We start from the raw sequence: 16,224 nt of genomic DNA, 5'->3' as shown, positions 1-16,224 counted from the left end.
GGAGCAAACGAATGAATTAATTGGGGTTATCCCGATTTAGAAAAACTATCTTTCAGGTGAATTGAAAATTCGGCTGAAAGTTAGGTTTTTCTTAATCACAATACATTAGAAAAATTTCTGATGCATTGTTTGGGATAATCGTTATTTTTACAAAAGTAAAGAAAAATTGAAAGGATGAGCAATGAACCTCTTTTTGAACGATTGATCAGGGAATGGGATGAAACCACTTCCTTGCTGAAAGAAGCAAAGGAAAAAGGAAAGCTGACGGCCCTCGATGCAGACCTGCTGAGAACACGGTTTGTGAAGCTTTACGACATGCTGCTGGAATTAAAAACCGGGATAAGGCCTCCGGAGTATTTCACTGCCGCAAAGGCAGAACCCCGGCCGGCTCAGGATGATGAACCCGTCCGCGCGAAAGAAAAACCCCGGGCGCAGGAACCCTCAACAGCGCCTTCAAAGGACGTGCCCTCTGAAACTGCCGCAGAAATGGAGACTGGTGCAGAAGAACACGTCCGTCAGCCTGCAGCGGAAACAAAAAAACCGAAGCAGAAATCCGAAATTCTGGCCGACAAGTTTGCAGGAACAAGGAAGTTCATGCACGACCGGCTGGCAGAGAACGTCGGCGAGAAAAAGGACCTTTCGTCGGTAATGAAATCCCGCCCCATCAGCAATATTGAATCGGCGATCGGACTGAACGAGAAATTCCTGTTTATCAAGGAGCTTTTTGCCGGTAATGCCCATCGCTACAAAGAAACCATTGACATCCTCAACAATGCTTCCGGCTACGATGAAGCCATAAACTACATACGCCGGAACTTTTCATGGGATGAAGAGGATCCTGTGGTGATGCAGTTGTTTGAGCTGATTCAGAGGCGCCATTCCCAACAGGCATGAGCAGGTTGTATGTAGTCCCGACCCCTATCGGCAATCTCGAAGACATTACACTCCGGGCCTTGCGCATTTTGAAGGAAGCTGACCTTATCCTGGCTGAAGATACCCGTACTTCCCGCATTCTGCTTGACCATTATCAGATAAGGAAACCTCTGCTGTCTCACCATAAATTCAATGAGCACAAAACGGTTCATTCCATTGTTCAGCGTATCCTGTCGGGAGAAACCATAGCCCTTGTTTCCGATGCCGGCACACCCGGAATTTCCGACCCCGGCTATCTTCTGGTTCATGCCTGTATTGAGCAGGGGATTCCTGTTGAAATTCTGCCCGGGCCGTCGGCACTGATACCGGCTGTGGTGGGTAGCGGCCTTCCCTGCGAACGGTTTGTGTTTGAGGGCTTCCTTCCTTTTAAAAAGGGCCGCCAGACTCGGCTGAACCGCCTGAAGGAAGAGGAACGTACTATCATTTTATATGAATCGCCCCACCGGCTGGCGCGCACCCTCAGCGATCTGTCTGCTTTCCTGGGAAACCACCGGAAAGCAGTTGTGGTAAGGGAAATCAGTAAAAAGTTTGAGGAATTCAACCGCGGTACCCTGGGTGAACTGCTTGCCTTTTACCAGCAAAATACTGCAAAAGGCGAAATAGTTATTGTGGTGCAGGGGGCTGATGGCTGACCATTCCGGACGGTTTGCTCCGGTTGAAATACTTTTTGTTTATTTGTCCCCGGAAATTTTTTGCCAGGATTTCTCGAATTAAACGGAATTGCATATGAAGCGGCTGATAATTGTAATGCTGGGTATGTTGCTGATGGTTTCCTGCCGGCCAAAGCGGCACGAAATTCCGGTACCACAGGGGAAGGTGAATCTTACCATCCTCCGGCTTGACCAGGACCTCTTTAACCTTGCGCCTGACCCGGATTCCATACGGTCTGCCCTGCCGGCTCTGCGGGAAAAATACGGAGAGTTCCTCGAAGCTTACAGCCAGTATGTACTGCAGATCGGAAAAACCAGCGACCCTCTTTACCCCGAATTGCTCATTACCTTTCTTACCGACCGGAGTGTGTTTGAACTCAAACAGGCCTCTGATTCGGTTTTTGCTGACTTTACTCCTGTACAACGGCGGCTTGAATTTGCCTGGAACCGCTTTGCCGCCTTTTTCCCCGGGCAAAAGCCTCCCGTTCTGGTTACCGTGATTTCCGGCCTGAACCAGTCTTTTATGGCCACCGATTCGATGCTCGGCATTTCGCTCGATAAGTTTCTGGGCATGGAATCCCTTCTGTACCGTGCCGCTATGCTGCCGCTCTATCAGCGCCGCATCATGTTGCCGGCACGCATTGCTCCCGACTGCATCAGAGCCTGGATGACCAGTATTTTCCCTGTGCCCGATTCCTCGCCGCGATTGCTGGAATATATGATACAGGAGGGGAAAATCATGCATCAGGTACGGCAGATGTTTCCTGATGACCCCGACACACTCCTCTGGGGGTTCACCCAGGCCCAGCTTGAATGGTGCAAAAAAAACGAGCACCAAATGTGGACCTATCTGGTGGAAAACAAAAAACTCTTTGTTACCGATGCTTTTACCATTGGTAAATTTATCAACGAAGGGCCGTTTACAAAAGATTTTACACGGGAGTCACCGGCGCGCGCGGCCGTCTGGATCGGCTACCGGATTGTGTCGGGATATATGAAACGACATCCGCAGGTTACTCCGGAGGAATTGATGACCAGGGTGCCGGCAAGGGATATACTGGAAGGGTCACGTTACGACCCCTGAAAAAAAACAATGCGCTTCGCAGACCATTGCCTGCAAAGCGCATCGCATCCAGAGGATGACTATTCGGGGTGAATAGCTTCGACCGGACAAACATCAGCACATGCACCGCAATCGGTACAGACTTCCGGATCAATTTTGTAAATGTCGCCTGCAGAAATAGCTTCCACCGGACATTCATCAATACAGGTACCACATGCTGTGCAGTCTTCGCTAATTTTATATGCCATAACTAAATGGTTTTGGTTTGCGGTTGCAAATATAGTTTTTTTACCTATATCGTGTGTTAAGCTTATGTAATCATTGCAAATTCCTTTACGATTCCTGCACTATTCCGAAGTAGGAATGATTTCATCAATTTTGTATTTGCGGATTTTACTGAGCAGGGTGTTGTACGACCTGTAGCCCAGCAACTTAAGGGCTTTTTTACGTGACCCCCCGGTATAATTCAGTACCTTTATGATATGCTGCTTTTCAACATATTCCATTGAGAGCGATGGGCCTGTCTGCTGGTCCAGAATGTATCTGGGCAGGTTACTGAGCCGGACTTCTTTTTCGCAGTATATGTAAAAATTGTTGACAAGATTTTCCATTTCTCTGATATTTCCCGGCCAGGGGTAGGAGAGAAGCCCAGCCAGAGCATCGGGATTCACTTTTAAAACCGGTTTTTTATACTTTTTGGCTGTTTGCTCCAGCATGAACCGGAGCATCGTTTCAATAGCCTCTCTGCCCTGTTCGGCAAGAGAGGGAATAATGAGCTCCACTATGGCCAGCCTGTAATACAGATCCCAGCGGAACTTGCCTTCTTCGCATAACTTCCGCAAGTTTTTATTGGTAGCTGCAATAACCCGTACATCAACCTGTTCAGGCTTCCTGCCGCCGACCGGCAGAACCTCCTTCTCCTGTAATACCCGCAACAGGCTCTTCTGTGTATAGGCCGTAATATCGCCTATTTCGTCAAGAAAAATTGTGCTTCCGTTGGCTTCATGAAACAAGCCCGGCGTATCTTTTTCGGCTCCCGTGAAAGCCCCTTTTTTATATCCAAATAAACGTGATTCCAGAAGTTCATGCCCGATAGCCGAGCAGTTAAAGGCCAGCATCTTTTTATTCTTACGGTAACTTTGATCGTGTATATACCTTGCCAGAAGTTCTTTTCCTGTTCCGGTTTCTCCCAGTATCAGAACCGGAACATCAACCATGGCCGCCGGAAGGGCTTTTTTCCGCAGTTCTTTTAAAGCGGGCGTAAGACAAACCGATTCAGCCGATTTTAATTCAGCAGGCTTGCTGATCTCTTCCTCAAAAATCATCATTGACAGCGGTTGCTCCGATTTCTCGAACTTAAGGGCAAATAATTCCGACTTGCCTGATTTTGAATCTTTCGGCGAACGGGTTTGCAAAAACCGACCCTTTAACCCGAGTGTGGTATAGCAGATGTACCATGCCACCTGCATGGCCGATGTGCCTGGCGAAGCAAATATGTCAACAATATGATGCCGGTACTGCATCAGAACTTTTTCTGTCTTACCTTTTATTTCCTTGATGTCTAAAACATTTTCCACAGGCAACGTTACTTCTTCCACCTTATGGCCGAACTCCTTTCTGATCCTCTCCGCCAGCTGCTTTTGAAGATCCTTATCTGCTTCGGCAGCCAGAAGAACATGAAAGGAATGATCCCAGTGAAAACGGTGAAAACACATTGTTGGTCCGTCTTCCCTGACCCTGTTCTTTGCGAAATCATTCGTACGGGCAATCCATGAAATGAGAATTTTTTCCATACCCCGAATTTTTAACCAAAATACAACATTTTCAAAAATTCATTAATGGAATATCAAAAAATGACAATTCAGACGGAAAATAATTTCAAAAAATGAAATTCAAACAAAAGTGTTAATTGTTTAAAGATTTGACCGACAAATATTTAGATTATTATGGCACATGGATTGAGTTTATAGTAACGCTAACCAATTAAATTCCATGCATATGAAAAAGACTCTGTTTTTTCTGATCCTTCTGATCGCGGCCGGCTCTGTTCAGGCAGGCGATCTGATTACCCTTGCCAATGGAATGCAGTTTGAGGGCAAGGTTAAGCGGGTGGAAAAATGCAGTGTGGCATTTAAAGTCCGCGGCAGAATGTATGAAATTCCCGCAACAGACATCCTTACGGTTGTTTTTGAAAACCCCTCCGACAGGGTGTACCTTGATTACCTTACGACCATGGCCGGCGACCCTGATGCATGCCTTAAAGGCAAGCAGGATGCCGAGAATTACCATGGGAAGGCAGGGCTTCATATGGTGCTGGGGGTACTTTTTGGTCCCTTTGCCGTGATCGGAGCCGCTGTATCAAGCCCTACCCCTGCTACGGGAAGTCAAACCATGCTGATGTCAAAAAACAAGGAGCTTTTTGGCGATCCCGAGTACCTTTCCTGTTATCAGAAAAAAGCACGCGGGATCAATGTGGGGAATGCCGCTATCGGATGGGCGGCCTGGGTGGCTCTCGTAATCCTCTCTTCCCTGTAAGGGATTCCTGAAGGGAAATTGTCCGGTGCCTGCTCCTTCACACCGCCGGGGGTGCAGGCACTTTAAAAAAACATAAAAGAACACAATGATGATAATGAAACGATACATACTGAGCCGGAAAACATTTTTCGATGAAGACGACATGTCCAACTGGGGCATCGAAATCATCTGGAACATGTATTGTATCGACCCCGGAAATGACGAAGCCGAAATTATGGAAATAATATTATGGTATCAGCGCTGGGCTTTGGGTTCCTTCCGGATGTTGTTTGAACTTGCTGTGGACGAAAAGTTGCGGGTTGAAGGGGCTACGTTTTTTCAGTTTAAAGATTCTGATAATCTGGAATATTTCCTGTCGGCTAACCCTTCACCACACATTGCACATGAAGTATGGAACGATTTAATCAATAAATATTGCCACTATGAAGCAAATTACAGAAGAAGTGTACAGAGAAAAACTGAATGACGCCCGCTGGGAAAAGCGGCGCCAGCAGATCCTGATCCGCGACCGTTTTCGCTGCCTGAATTGCTCCAGCAACGAAAACCTTCAGGTGCATCATCGCCAGTACCATTACCTGCAGGCCGAAAACCGCTATGCAGATCCCTGGGATTACAGCGACGAACTCCTCATTACCCTCTGCGAAGCATGCCACCAGAAAGGACATGCCTTGTATGCAGTACCTGTTAAATACATTTAATAACTAAACAATAACCACTATGAGTTTCTTAGATTTTTTCCGATTTGGCAAAAAGCAGCAACAGCTTCAGCCTGATACTGCTGGCAAACAGGATGTGCCGGTTTCCCGCTCCCTCTTTGTGGATGACCGGGACCCCTGCATCCCTGAAACTGAAGAACCCAAACCTCAGCCTGTGGCCGAATTAAAAGGTATTGAAGCCATCTACGATTTCTTGCAAACCGATTTTGAAATCCGGGGGTACGAGGATGCCCTGGCCACGCCCGACATGAAACACATGGCCGATAATGTGGAACTTATTATGCACGACCTGCGGATGCTCATTCAGAAGACCTGCTCCTGGTACGAGGCAGAACTGCAAAAATATGATTTTCATATTGCTACACGCGGCAGGGCCGGCCTGATGGACCTGGTGGAGGAACTGCGTGCCAAACAGAATGTCATTCGCAATGCCTATGAAAAGGTGAAGGAAATGGGCATCAATTCTGTAGAAATGGTCGGAATGCCACTTAAAATTAAACTGGCCTACGAAAAAGGCTTCCGACGCGGCCTGGAAGCTATTTCACGTTCCACCCTGCTGTCCGATGAAACTGATCTGTCGGAAGATATTTTTGATCAGTAACCAATAAAAATTTATCCAATTAAACACTTCATTATGAGAAATTTCTGGCTAAAATCGGGGTGCTTTTTTACCGGGCACAATTACCGGCTGGTTACCCAATGCAGTGAAGCTACGGCAAAAACCGTCATCAAATACTTTTCTGCCATACTGGTGGTATGCATCGTCTGGGGTTTTATCGGATACGCTTTTGCCCGCCGGTACCTCCATCTTTCTATGCCTTCAGCCATTGCTTTTGCAGGGGCCATGATGTTTATTGTAGTTCAGATCGAGCGTCAGATAATCCTTTCCGTAAAACGCAACAAGTGGAGTTACTTTTTCCGCATCTGTGTAGGCTTTGTTATGGCGCTGATTGGCGCTATCATAACCGACCAGATTGTATTTAGCGACGATATCGAAAAAATGCAGATCAGCAAAATCCAGGAAGAAGTCAACCGTATTTTGCCCGAAAAAACCCGGCAAATCGATTCACAGATTAAACAGCTCGATACCCTTATCATTGCCCGCGAAACGGAACGGGCAGTGCTTCTGTCTGAAATCAGCAAAAATCCCCGCATTTTCCTTCCTACCATCAATACGGCTTTCGAAAAAGACAGTGCAGGAAATCTGGTCCCTGCCAGCCGGAATGTTGTCAACCAGGCCGTGCCCAATCCAAAAATTGACCAGGTAACCCGACTCGACCAGCAACTTACTGCTTTACGCGAACAAAAAGCCGATAAGGAAAAAACCCTCCTGAACATGCGGAGCGAAATCGAATCGGACCTCCGGTCAAAATCGGGATTGATTGATGAAATTGACACCTTGATTATGTTGTTAATGAAAAGTTTAGCCGGACTTTTTGTATGGTTCTTCTTCTTCCTGTTGTTTCTGTCCATTGAGCTGTTTGTGCTGGTGAATAAAGCCGGCGATGGCGAAAGCGATTACGATTGCCTGGTCCGTAACCAGATGGAAATAAAGAAACAACAGATCGAGAAAATATTCGCTTTTTCATCATCCAAAAATCAGGCAGGGTAAAAAAGTTATTAACATAATGAAGACGTTATAGAAATTTTATGTATATTTGAGTTGCTAAGGTATAATTTGTTCTTTTTAAGTTAGTTATGTGGCATTGTTTTATAAATTAATCGATTAATGATGGGCAGTCCAGGCAGAGATAACGAAAAGCTGATAACCGAAAACGGAGAAGTGTACACAACTCCCAGGGGAGAGCCCTTCCAGCGCCTTCGTGTGTTGTTGGTTGAATTCGCCGATGAAATTGAAGCACACGAAATCCCGGCTTTCCGGGGGGCTGTCATCGCCAAGGCCGGCCGGGAACACATCCTCTTTCATAACCACCTGAACGAACAGAAATACCTTTACCGCTATCCGCTTATACAGTATAAACGCATCAGAAGGCATCCGGCTATTGTTTGCCTCGATTACGGTGTGGACGAAATTCACAATTATTTCGAAAACCGCGACTGGAGCATACATATCAGCGGCCGCTGGCTCGAAATGAAAATTGCCCGCCTGCTGATGAACCAGTTTACTATCCAGGTGTGGGATAAAAACTTTACCTACCGCGTGAACAACTGGATAGCCCTCAACCAGGAAAACTACCGCGAATACCTTAACCTGCCCGAAGACGCAGAAAAAATATCTTACCTCGAAAGGAAATTAACCGGAAACATCCTTTCATTTGCCAAAGGCATCAACTGGGATGTTACCCGGCCCATCAACACACACATCGTACAGATTGAAAGCCTTCGGCCGGTTACCCTCAAGGGGAAAAAAGTAATAGGTTTCAACCTGGTATTTACTACCAACGTTTTCCTGCCCAACTATATAGGGCTGGGAAAAAGCGTCAGCCTCGGCTATGGAATTGTGTTTCAGATGAATAATACGATTAACAAGGAATAATATGACCCGCGAAGAATTGTATCTTGGTTCTTTTTTGCACGATATTGGCAAATTCTATCAACGTGCTGATGGGGCTTTGAACGACAAAAATGAGCTCAGTGAACAATCCAAAAAACTTGCAGAAATTATTTGTCCTGAGCATAATGGATTCCCTTCTCATCAGCATGTGGTTTGGACCAACGAATTTTTTGAAAAAAACCAACAAATCTTTCTCCGGTTCATTTCGAAGGATCAGCTTTCGAATATAGTTCATGCGGCGGTTTACCATCACAGGCCTGATAACCCCGAAGCGGCTATTGTTCAGTTAGCCGATTGGTGGGCTAGTGGAATGGACAGATCTTCTATGGGTATTTTTGAGGATCCTCAGCTGGAAAAAAGTGAACTGCGCTTCAGGGAAATTCCTCTCAACAACATATTGTGCGCCTTGCGAGTAAAACAAAGCGACAATTCTTTTCAGACTGCAAGCCGTCAGTCTGTCTTCAGATTAAGACCGCTATCCCTTCATGCCCACGATATTATGCCCTCCGATTATTCCAATGAAACTAAGCTTTCAACAGAGCTCTACAGAAAACATTGGAAGGAATTCATTGCCGATTTGGAAAAACTGGAAAAGCGTTCTTTTGATTACAGAGGCCTTTCCATTACGCTCTATTATTTATTAAAAAAATATACCTGGTGTATTCCTTCCTTTACCCAGGATAACCATCCCTGCATAAGCCTTTTTGAACATTCCAAAGTAACAGCGGCTATAGCCCAGTGCTTGTTTGATTTTTACCAGGATAAACCTGAAAGCTTCAGAACCAATACTACCCCTAAGGGCTATCAGGTGGAATTGGACGAAAATGTTTTCCCTCTTTTGATTGCTGGATTTGATTTATCGGGTATTCAGGATTATCTGTACAATATTTCTTCAGCCAATGCCGCTAAAAGCCTCAGGGGAAGATCCTTTTACCTCCAGATGACATTGGAGGCTCTGGCATGGCAAATTATCAACAAAGCACCTTTGAAACTTACGCCTGCCCATATAATTTATGCCAGCGGTGGAAAGTTCTATATGCTTTTACCCAACATCCCCATCATAAAAAAATACCTCGAAGATTTTTACATCGGTATACTCGATGATTTGTGGGAAAAACACCGTGGGCGCCTTTATTTGAATATGGGAATGGTAGCATTCCGTTATAAAAATAAGCTGGAGGCCAATCAAAAAAATATCCGTATTGAAGGCCATTCTGAAAATGTAAGCCTTGGTGAATTATGGAATGCGCTTTTTGAGGAAATGACCAGGCATGAAGCCCGGCGGTTCAGGCACATTATTGCTTCCAGAGAACGATTTGCCGAATTTTTTGAACCATCGGGCGAAGGAGGAGATTCCCTTGTTTGCAGTGTAACCGGCGAAGAAATTGGTCACGGTAAAGCCTATTATCAGTTCAATGAAGAGAAGAGAGATTGGTCATACAAAACAAAAGCAGAAAACTACGATGCTGAGGCCCCGGTAATTTCACCGGAAGTCCATCAGCAGATTGAAATCGGAAAGCAACTTGTTCATCATAATTTTATTGCATTTCCTACATCCGCAACAAAGGCAGAGGGTTATTTCGATTTGCCCGGTGGCAGCAAACTCCATATTGCAAAAAATGAAAATGTATCATCATACGATGAGGCACTTATACTGAAAACTGTACATGACGAAGTTTCCCTCTTTGACGTGCCGGCTGGAAACAGGCAGGCCCTTGGGTTCCGTTTTTTCGGCGGATCACAGGTAGCTATGGAAGATAAAAATACCCCCGCCACATTTGAATACCTTGCCGGCTATATTGAAGGAAGCAACAAAGGGAGGTATCCTTTTAAACGTCTTGCCATTTTAAGGATGGATGTTGATGGTCTGGGATCCCTTTTCCGTTACGGACTAACCGATGACGAAAAACCTACAGAACTGGCAAGTTTTTCAGCTTATGCTACCTTCTCCAATCTCCTCGATCTGTTTTTTAGTGGTTACATCAATACCCTGCGCGAAAAATATAAAGAGGATGTAAATATTCTTTATTCGGGCGGTGATGATGTTTTTGCCCTGGGATATTGGGAAAAAGTAATTGCTTTTGCCGAAGATGTACGCTCAGAATTCAGAAAATTCGCTGCTCGCGACGATATTACCCTTTCCGCAGGCATTGAACTGGTGGGAGCAAAATTCCCTGTAGCCAAAGGCGCTGAAAAATCCGGCGAGGCGGAAGAGAAAGCTAAACAACATAAGATTGACACCGGAAATGGTAAAGTAGTATTCAAAAATGCTTTGTGCTTTCTTGGCGTTCCTCTGAACTGGGATCATGAATGGCCCCAGGTGAAAAATCTGAAAGAAAAACTTGTCCATTGGGTCAGGGATGAATCCATTACCAGAGGCCTTCTTATGCAACTGATCGGTTATTACGAAGCATGGAAATACAATACAAAAGATGATAAGGAATACCATAACTGGAAGTGGCAGGCAGCCTACAACATTGCCCGGAGGCAGAAAAATCTTAAAGAGGATAAAAACGCCGGTGCAAACGAGGCCCTCGAAGAACTGAAGCAGATTATTTTTGCCCATGTAAATGAAAAACGCATGCGCTTCGAAGCCTTTGCCGTGGCCTGCCGCTGGGCAGAGTTAGCTCTGCGTAATGAAAAGGAGAAAACAAACTAATTAAATATCTCGCATATGGCACAAATAGATCTTAAAATTCTTGAAAACGGGATTAAGGACCTTAAACCTATTGAAGAGTTTGGTCGTAATCTGGCTAGAAGGGATACACGTAATCCTATTACATCTTCGCAAATTAGACGGTTTTTTGGAGCATTAAAAAGAATTCAGGCTGATTTTGAGCACCTTAAGGGAGAAATCCTTTTGCTCGAACCAAAATTAGCTTATGCCGTCGGTAAAGATGAGAAAAATACAAAATTGAAAGATTTCTATGAAGCTTTATCTCCCTTAATTCGCAATATTGGAGAAGATGAGAAAAAGTTTAGAAACTTTGTAAATGTAGTTGAAGCAATTGTTGCCTATCATAAAGCACAAGGAGGTAAATAATAATCGTTAACCATAAATTCATCAAAATATGAAACTGCATAAAAAAATTATTATTAAAGGCCGAATCGAATTGTTAACCGGTCTTCATATTGGGGATAGCAAGGAAAATGTTGAAATTGGAGGCGTTGATGCGCCCGTTGTGCGCCGGAAAGATGATAACCAACCCTATATTCCGGGAAGTTCCCTTAAGGGGAAAATACGCTCCTTGCTCGAAATTGCCGAAGGTGTAAATGCAGATAGCAGCTTCAGAAGGTATCCCAATGGATGCGTTATTCCTTACTTATTTGGTTCTGCCGGAGATGACGGCCTTCCCTCCCGCATTATTTTCCGGGATTCCTATCTTACTGATGAATGGGCAAAAAAGTTGTCCAAATCAGAATTTACTGACATGCCTTTTACTGAACTGAAATTCGAAAATGTTATCAACAGAATCAAAGGTACTGCTGAACATCCGAGGCAAATTGAACGAATTCCGGCCGGAGCCCAATTTGATGTGGAAATGATTATTAACATTATTACCAGAGATGGTGACGAACAGGAAGCCTTGGAAAATGAGAAGAACTTCCTCAGCCTTTTGAAGAAAGGAATCAAACTTCTCGAAGACGACTATCTTGGGGGCAGCGGCTCAAGAGGCTATGGCCAGGTTAAGTTTCATATCAATTGGGATTCTATTGAAAAAAAAGATATAAAGTCGTATTCTGAAGTATAAAACAATGGATTTTAAGGTAATACGTTTCCGGTTCATTGAACCGGTTCATATAAGCACGGCACGTGGTGATTACGGAAAAGGTGAAGCTGGTATTCGTTCCGATACCCTGTACTCGGCAATCATCCATATGTGGGCTATGCTGGGGAAAAACCAATGGATTGCAGAATTTGCGGAAAAACCCGGTGCATGCTTTGCCATTACCAGCTTATTTCCCTTTGTTAAGAAAAATGATTCAGAATTCGTTTATTTCTTTCCCAAAATCGTTAAAGACAAAACCCGCAATGAACTGCCCCAGGAATTGGTGAAGAAATTCAAGAAGGTAGCCTATTACGACCAGCATTTTTTTGCTCAGAGGCTCGAACAGCCGATTGATGTTACTGATGACAGGCATATCCATGGGCAGTTTATGTCGGAAAGTCTTGACGAAAAACTTTTCCCCCTATCGGAAAAACATATTGTTCCTCGTATCATGAGGCCCAGGGATGACAGGGAAGACACGCGGCCCTTCTATGTGGAAAAAACCCTCTTTAAACCCCATGCAGGGCTTTTCTGCCTTGTTCACTATCTTGATGCAAAATGGGAAAGTCGGGTAAAGACAGCCCTTGACCTTCTTCAGGATGAAGGACTGGGTACAGACCGTTCGGTAGGTATGGGGAGGTTTACTGCCGAATATGGTGTACTTTCTTTCAATTTCCCTGAAAATGCCTCCCATGCGGTTTCCCTTTCCCTGTTCTGCCCTGAAAATTTTGAACAACTGAATTCCATGCTCGATGATAAGGCAAGATATCAGTTCATTAAAAGAGGGGGATGGATCAGCGAACCATACCTGTCGTACCGGAAACGCTCAATTTACATGTTTACTGAAGGTTCCATATTCTTACTCAATCAGCCATCGGTATCAGTTTCCGGGAAAAATGCCGATATTACTCCATTGCAAACGCCCCGCAAGCTCGAACATCCGGTTTACCGGGTCGGCCTTGGATTTTTTATTCCCTGCAGAACTGAATAATGAATGATTATGAATTATACGGTTGAAGCAAAAATAATAACCCCTGTACACGTCGGTGCAGGACAGGAAAAGAAACTGGTTAAGGACATTGATTTCTTTTATGTAAAAGGTGAAAAGAAGATCATTATTGTTGATCTTCCGAAAATCTTTCAAACGCTCAGCGAAAACGAGCGGGCAGCATTTCTTTCATTGCTTTCTTCGGGTCAGACCGATAAATTTGGCAACTACCTGCTGAATACCCGCAAGATTAAACCTGAGGACTTTCAAATAGCTAAGATTGATTGTTCTTATGAGCCTGAAAAAGAGATTTTGCCCCTTACCACCATTCCTGCCGGAGATAAAAGAATCCCTTATATTCCCGGTTCTTCTCTTAAAGGCGCTATCCGTTCTGTAATCATTACGCATTTGTATGAACAGCATAATAGGAACAATAACAACAATAGAAAAAATGCCCCCCCTGATGAAAAAATTCTGCTCGGCCCTATTGAAAACAACCTGATGTCGTTGCTTCAGGTGGGCGATTTTAGTTTTGAAAAATCACGAATTGATAAAATAAAAACTTTTAATCTAATCAATGACAAAGGAGAATATAGGGCTGGTTGGAAACATGACCGCAGGGCCTCAGGACCTAAATTTGCATCGAAGGGTTTTGTTATTTGTTGCGAAACATTTCCAACAAATTCTATTTCCAGTGGCTTTATCCGCATTAAAAACGAACGTTTCGATTATCTCAGCAGGAATAGAAGGACCCCGGAGCATTTTACCTCTTTTAATAATATAAATACATTGCAGGCCATTTTTGGTTTGATTAATCAGCATACACGCCGTTATCTGCTTGCTGAAAAGAATTTTTTTGAACATTATGATGATGACGAAAGTGATACCGGCTTGATTATTCAATCGATTGATGACCTTTTAGATTATATTCCTGAGCAAAGCAATGAATGCCTGCTTCATATGGGCTTTGGTTCAGGTTTTCACGGAATTACCGGTAACTGGAAGTTTCCTGACAACCACTATTTGGCTCCTTCACAGGGTAAGCCTCCTGCTTATAAATCCCGCAAAATCGTCTTTAGAAATTTAAAGGATAAAGGCTTTCATTTTATGCCAATGGGGTTTATTAAGCTTAGTATTAAATAAATCGTATGATTCTCCTTTCCTTTGTCGGCACAGGCAATTATAATGAAACCATCTATGAATGGAATGGAAAAAAATCAGTTCCGGTTCGGGTTATAATTCAAGCGCTTTCTGAGTTTTTCCCTTTTGAGAGAATATTTGTTCTGATGACGGAAAAGTCAAAAGAAACACACTATAAAGAACTTCAGACCCTCCCTTCTTTTGAATGCATTTCTATTCCCGATGGCAGAAACGAGGACGAGCTGTGGGAAATTTTTGAAAAAATAGCCTCTTCCATCCCCGAATACAGCGAGTTGGTGATCGATGTAACCCATGGCTTCCGGAGCCTGCCCATGCTGACACTGGCCGTTGCCGTTTACCTGAAGGTAACCAAAAAGGTGACCATCCGTCATATTTTTTACGGAGCCTATGAGGCAAGGAATACGGAAACCAATATTTCCCCAGTTTTTGAACTCACCCCTTTCCTCGACATCATTACCTGGTCGTTTGCAACCGATTACTTTATAAAAATAGGAAAAGCCGACCAACTCAAACAGATCACCCATGAAATTCAAAATACCTGGTACAGGCAAGAAAAAGATTATAAACCCAAAGGGTTGAAAAACCTTGGAAATAAGCTCGGCGACCTTTCTGATGCCCTTTCGTTGGTGCGAACTTTTAAGGTTCTTGATTTAGCCAGAGAACTGCCCGAAGCAATAGAACAATCGAAAAAGGATGTGGCAAATATCCCGCAGGCAAGACCCCTTGCTTCTTTACTCGATCAGATGGCCGGTACATTCAAAGAGATGATTGTTAGTAAAGAAAACAACGAAGACCTGAAGGCCCAGGCCGCTATTGTTCAGTATTACCTCGATACGGGGCAATACCAGCAGGCCATTACACTGGCAAGAGAATTGCTTGTTTCTGAAGTTTGTCTTCTTCTGAAATTCCACATGATTAATGATAGACAATGTGCCGAAGACATATTGAATGAAAAAAATACAGAGCCTTTACCCTCCGGGTTGACGCCCGATAAGCTCATTTACCTGAATGAACTGAGGGCTTTATGGAAAAACTTCAGTGATCTTCGCAACGATATAAACCATGCCGGTATGCGAGAAAATCCTGCTGCTGCCAACGTACTTATCACAAATACTAAAGAGAATTGCAGTAAGGTTATTCAGAGCATTGATCGCAACAATTAACGGAAATAACTCTCTAACAAATCGTTTTTTCTTTCTCCTTATTTGGCCTGTTTTTTTCTTCATACAGGTTATCGGTTAATAAGTAAACCGGATTCTGTTAATAATACCATCTTGATTGTGAACAGCGAACAGGTTTTTTCGTATTTTAGGTCAAGGAAAATTTCAGCAAATGCCGTCTGTATTTCTTTCTTTTCTTGGCACAAACCGCTATATATCCTGCAACTACAGTTATGCAGGAAAGGAAACCATAACCGGAGTTCATTTTATACAGGAAGCCCTGGTGCGGATGTTTTGCAATGATTTCGGCCCTGGCGACCGCATCGTCATATTTCTCACCAGGGACGCCCGGAATAGAAACTGGGAACCCTGCCCTGACCCCGCTGAACCTTCCGGTAAGTTTTCAGCCAGATGGATGAAGCTTTTTTCAGGAAGCAAAAGAAAAACGGAAAATAATTATCCCGGCCTGAAAGCCTGCCTTGTCCCCTGGGTTTCACATACAAACCTTATTGAGAAAGACATCCCTGATGGTTTGAATGAACAGGAAATCTGGGCTATTTTTAATGCCGTATATGAACAGGTGCCTGAGCAGGCCGAGGTTTACCTCGATATAACCCATGCATACCGGTCCATTCCTATGCTCGCAACGGTCCTGCTCAATTACCTTTATGTGGTTAAAAATATCTCCGTGAAGGGAATCTTTTACGGTGCCTTCGAAACCCTGGGCAGTGTG

General features: G+C 44.1%; 18 protein-coding genes. 16 read left to right on the top strand and 2 right to left on the bottom strand.

The annotated features are described in order from the left end of the window. Positions 1-174 precede the first annotated feature (174 nt). The 3 genes from GX419_08490 to GX419_08480 all read left to right on the top strand — a co-directional run bounded on the left by GX419_08490 (position 175) and on the right by GX419_08480 (position 2,667). Positions 175-894 (top strand): hypothetical protein, encoded by a 720-nt coding sequence (locus GX419_08490; protein ID NLI24727.1) that lies wholly within the window; start codon positions 175-177, stop codon positions 892-894. Beyond that, positions 891-1,565: a 16S rRNA (cytidine(1402)-2'-O)-methyltransferase gene (gene rsmI / locus GX419_08485; protein NLI24726.1), complete on the top strand. Its 675-nt coding sequence runs from the start codon at positions 891-893 to the stop codon at positions 1,563-1,565. The genes GX419_08490 and rsmI overlap by 4 nt, the downstream gene beginning before the upstream one ends. 94 nt (positions 1,566-1,659) lie before the next feature. After that, on the top strand, positions 1,660-2,667 hold the full coding sequence (locus GX419_08480; protein ID NLI24725.1) for a hypothetical protein: 1,008 nt from the start codon (positions 1,660-1,662) through the stop codon (positions 2,665-2,667). Positions 2,668-2,726: 59 nt separating this feature from the next. Here GX419_08480 and GX419_08475 read toward each other — a convergent pair whose 3' ends face one another. Together GX419_08475 and GX419_08470 are read right to left on the bottom strand one after the other, a co-directional pair. Beyond that, positions 2,727-2,894 (bottom strand): 4Fe-4S binding protein, encoded by a 168-nt coding sequence (locus GX419_08475; GenBank protein ID NLI24724.1) that lies wholly within the window; start codon positions 2,892-2,894, stop codon positions 2,727-2,729. Between the two features lie 99 nt (positions 2,895-2,993). Then, the gene (locus GX419_08470; protein NLI24723.1) at positions 2,994-4,439 is read right to left on the bottom strand and encodes a sigma 54-interacting transcriptional regulator; all 1,446 of its coding nucleotides are present in this window, start codon (positions 4,437-4,439) and stop codon (positions 2,994-2,996) included. Between the two features lie 205 nt (positions 4,440-4,644). Between GX419_08470 and GX419_08465 the strand changes: the two genes are divergently transcribed. The 13 genes from GX419_08465 to GX419_08405 form a co-directional block, all read left to right on the top strand. After that, complete coding sequence (locus GX419_08465; protein ID NLI24722.1) at positions 4,645-5,181, top strand: hypothetical protein; 537 nt, start codon at positions 4,645-4,647, stop codon at positions 5,179-5,181. Between the two features lie 94 nt (positions 5,182-5,275). After that, the gene (locus GX419_08460; protein NLI24721.1) at positions 5,276-5,647 is read left to right on the top strand and encodes a hypothetical protein; all 372 of its coding nucleotides are present in this window, start codon (positions 5,276-5,278) and stop codon (positions 5,645-5,647) included. Continuing rightward, a complete protein-coding gene (locus tag GX419_08455; protein ID NLI24720.1) occupies positions 5,604-5,879 on the top strand; it encodes an HNH endonuclease in 276 nt (91 codons plus the stop codon). Before GX419_08460 ends, GX419_08455 begins: the two co-directional genes overlap by 44 nt. A gap of 19 nt (positions 5,880-5,898) precedes the next feature. Continuing rightward, the gene (locus GX419_08450) at positions 5,899-6,498 is read left to right on the top strand and encodes a hypothetical protein (GenBank protein ID NLI24719.1); all 600 of its coding nucleotides are present in this window, start codon (positions 5,899-5,901) and stop codon (positions 6,496-6,498) included. A gap of 33 nt (positions 6,499-6,531) precedes the next feature. Beyond that, positions 6,532-7,509: a DUF4407 domain-containing protein gene (locus GX419_08445; protein ID NLI24718.1), complete on the top strand. Its 978-nt coding sequence runs from the start codon at positions 6,532-6,534 to the stop codon at positions 7,507-7,509. A 120-nt stretch (positions 7,510-7,629) separates the two neighbouring features. After that, positions 7,630-8,394, top strand: coding sequence for a CRISPR-associated endonuclease Cas6 (locus GX419_08440; protein NLI24717.1), 765 nt, complete (start codon positions 7,630-7,632; stop codon positions 8,392-8,394). Between the two features lies 1 nt (position 8,395). Next, positions 8,396-11,071: a type III-A CRISPR-associated protein Cas10/Csm1 gene (gene cas10 / locus GX419_08435; protein ID NLI24716.1), complete on the top strand. Its 2,676-nt coding sequence runs from the start codon at positions 8,396-8,398 to the stop codon at positions 11,069-11,071. 15 nt (positions 11,072-11,086) lie between these two features. Next, positions 11,087-11,455 (top strand): type III-A CRISPR-associated protein Csm2, encoded by a 369-nt coding sequence (gene csm2, locus GX419_08430; protein ID NLI24715.1) that lies wholly within the window; start codon positions 11,087-11,089, stop codon positions 11,453-11,455. Between the two features lie 28 nt (positions 11,456-11,483). Next, on the top strand, positions 11,484-12,164 hold the full coding sequence (csm3, locus tag GX419_08425) for a type III-A CRISPR-associated RAMP protein Csm3 (GenBank protein ID NLI24714.1): 681 nt from the start codon (positions 11,484-11,486) through the stop codon (positions 12,162-12,164). Positions 12,165-12,168: 4 nt separating this feature from the next. Next, on the top strand, positions 12,169-13,173 hold the full coding sequence (csm4, locus tag GX419_08420) for a type III-A CRISPR-associated RAMP protein Csm4 (GenBank protein NLI24713.1): 1,005 nt from the start codon (positions 12,169-12,171) through the stop codon (positions 13,171-13,173). A gap of 9 nt (positions 13,174-13,182) precedes the next feature. Beyond that, a complete protein-coding gene (gene csm5 / locus GX419_08415) occupies positions 13,183-14,313 on the top strand; it encodes a type III-A CRISPR-associated RAMP protein Csm5 (GenBank protein NLI24712.1) in 1,131 nt (376 codons plus the stop codon). A 5-nt stretch (positions 14,314-14,318) separates the two neighbouring features. Continuing rightward, positions 14,319-15,494, top strand: coding sequence for a TIGR02221 family CRISPR-associated protein (locus tag GX419_08410; protein ID NLI24711.1), 1,176 nt, complete (start codon positions 14,319-14,321; stop codon positions 15,492-15,494). A 169-nt stretch (positions 15,495-15,663) separates the two neighbouring features. After that, positions 15,664-16,224 (top strand): TIGR02221 family CRISPR-associated protein (locus GX419_08405; GenBank protein NLI24710.1); only part of this gene is annotated, 561 nt, incomplete at its 3' end.

Source organism: Bacteroidales bacterium, assembly GCA_012517825.1.
Classification (GTDB): Bacteria; Bacteroidota; Bacteroidia; order Bacteroidales; family JAAYUG01; genus JAAYUG01.
The sequence above is the reverse complement of the archived record's forward strand: the minus strand, read 5'-3'. Positions and strand labels throughout refer to the sequence as shown.

What these genes read in the sequence shown, in the direction of transcription:
- GX419_08490 (NLI24727.1), top strand. Translation starts at nt 175, where the DNA reads ATGAGCAATGAACCTCTTTTTGAACGATTGATCAGGGAATGGGATGAA.
- rsmI (NLI24726.1), top strand. Translation starts at nt 891, where the DNA reads ATGAGCAGGTTGTATGTAGTCCCGACCCCTATCGGCAATCTCGAAGAC.
- GX419_08480 (NLI24725.1), top strand. Translation starts at nt 1,660, where the DNA reads ATGAAGCGGCTGATAATTGTAATGCTGGGTATGTTGCTGATGGTTTCC.
- GX419_08475 (NLI24724.1), bottom strand. Translation starts at nt 2,894, where the DNA reads ATGGCATATAAAATTAGCGAAGACTGCACAGCATGTGGTACCTGTATT.
- GX419_08470 (NLI24723.1), bottom strand. Translation starts at nt 4,439, where the DNA reads ATGGAAAAAATTCTCATTTCATGGATTGCCCGTACGAATGATTTCGCA.
- GX419_08465 (NLI24722.1), top strand. Translation starts at nt 4,645, where the DNA reads ATGAAAAAGACTCTGTTTTTTCTGATCCTTCTGATCGCGGCCGGCTCT.
- GX419_08460 (NLI24721.1), top strand. Translation starts at nt 5,276, where the DNA reads ATGAAACGATACATACTGAGCCGGAAAACATTTTTCGATGAAGACGAC.
- GX419_08455 (NLI24720.1), top strand. Translation starts at nt 5,604, where the DNA reads ATGAAGCAAATTACAGAAGAAGTGTACAGAGAAAAACTGAATGACGCC.
- GX419_08450 (NLI24719.1), top strand. Translation starts at nt 5,899, where the DNA reads ATGAGTTTCTTAGATTTTTTCCGATTTGGCAAAAAGCAGCAACAGCTT.
- GX419_08445 (NLI24718.1), top strand. Translation starts at nt 6,532, where the DNA reads ATGAGAAATTTCTGGCTAAAATCGGGGTGCTTTTTTACCGGGCACAAT.
- GX419_08440 (NLI24717.1), top strand. Translation starts at nt 7,630, where the DNA reads ATGGGCAGTCCAGGCAGAGATAACGAAAAGCTGATAACCGAAAACGGA.
- cas10 (NLI24716.1), top strand. Translation starts at nt 8,396, where the DNA reads ATGACCCGCGAAGAATTGTATCTTGGTTCTTTTTTGCACGATATTGGC.
- csm2 (NLI24715.1), top strand. Translation starts at nt 11,087, where the DNA reads ATGGCACAAATAGATCTTAAAATTCTTGAAAACGGGATTAAGGACCTT.
- csm3 (NLI24714.1), top strand. Translation starts at nt 11,484, where the DNA reads ATGAAACTGCATAAAAAAATTATTATTAAAGGCCGAATCGAATTGTTA.
- csm4 (NLI24713.1), top strand. Translation starts at nt 12,169, where the DNA reads ATGGATTTTAAGGTAATACGTTTCCGGTTCATTGAACCGGTTCATATA.
- csm5 (NLI24712.1), top strand. Translation starts at nt 13,183, where the DNA reads ATGAATTATACGGTTGAAGCAAAAATAATAACCCCTGTACACGTCGGT.
- GX419_08410 (NLI24711.1), top strand. Translation starts at nt 14,319, where the DNA reads ATGATTCTCCTTTCCTTTGTCGGCACAGGCAATTATAATGAAACCATC.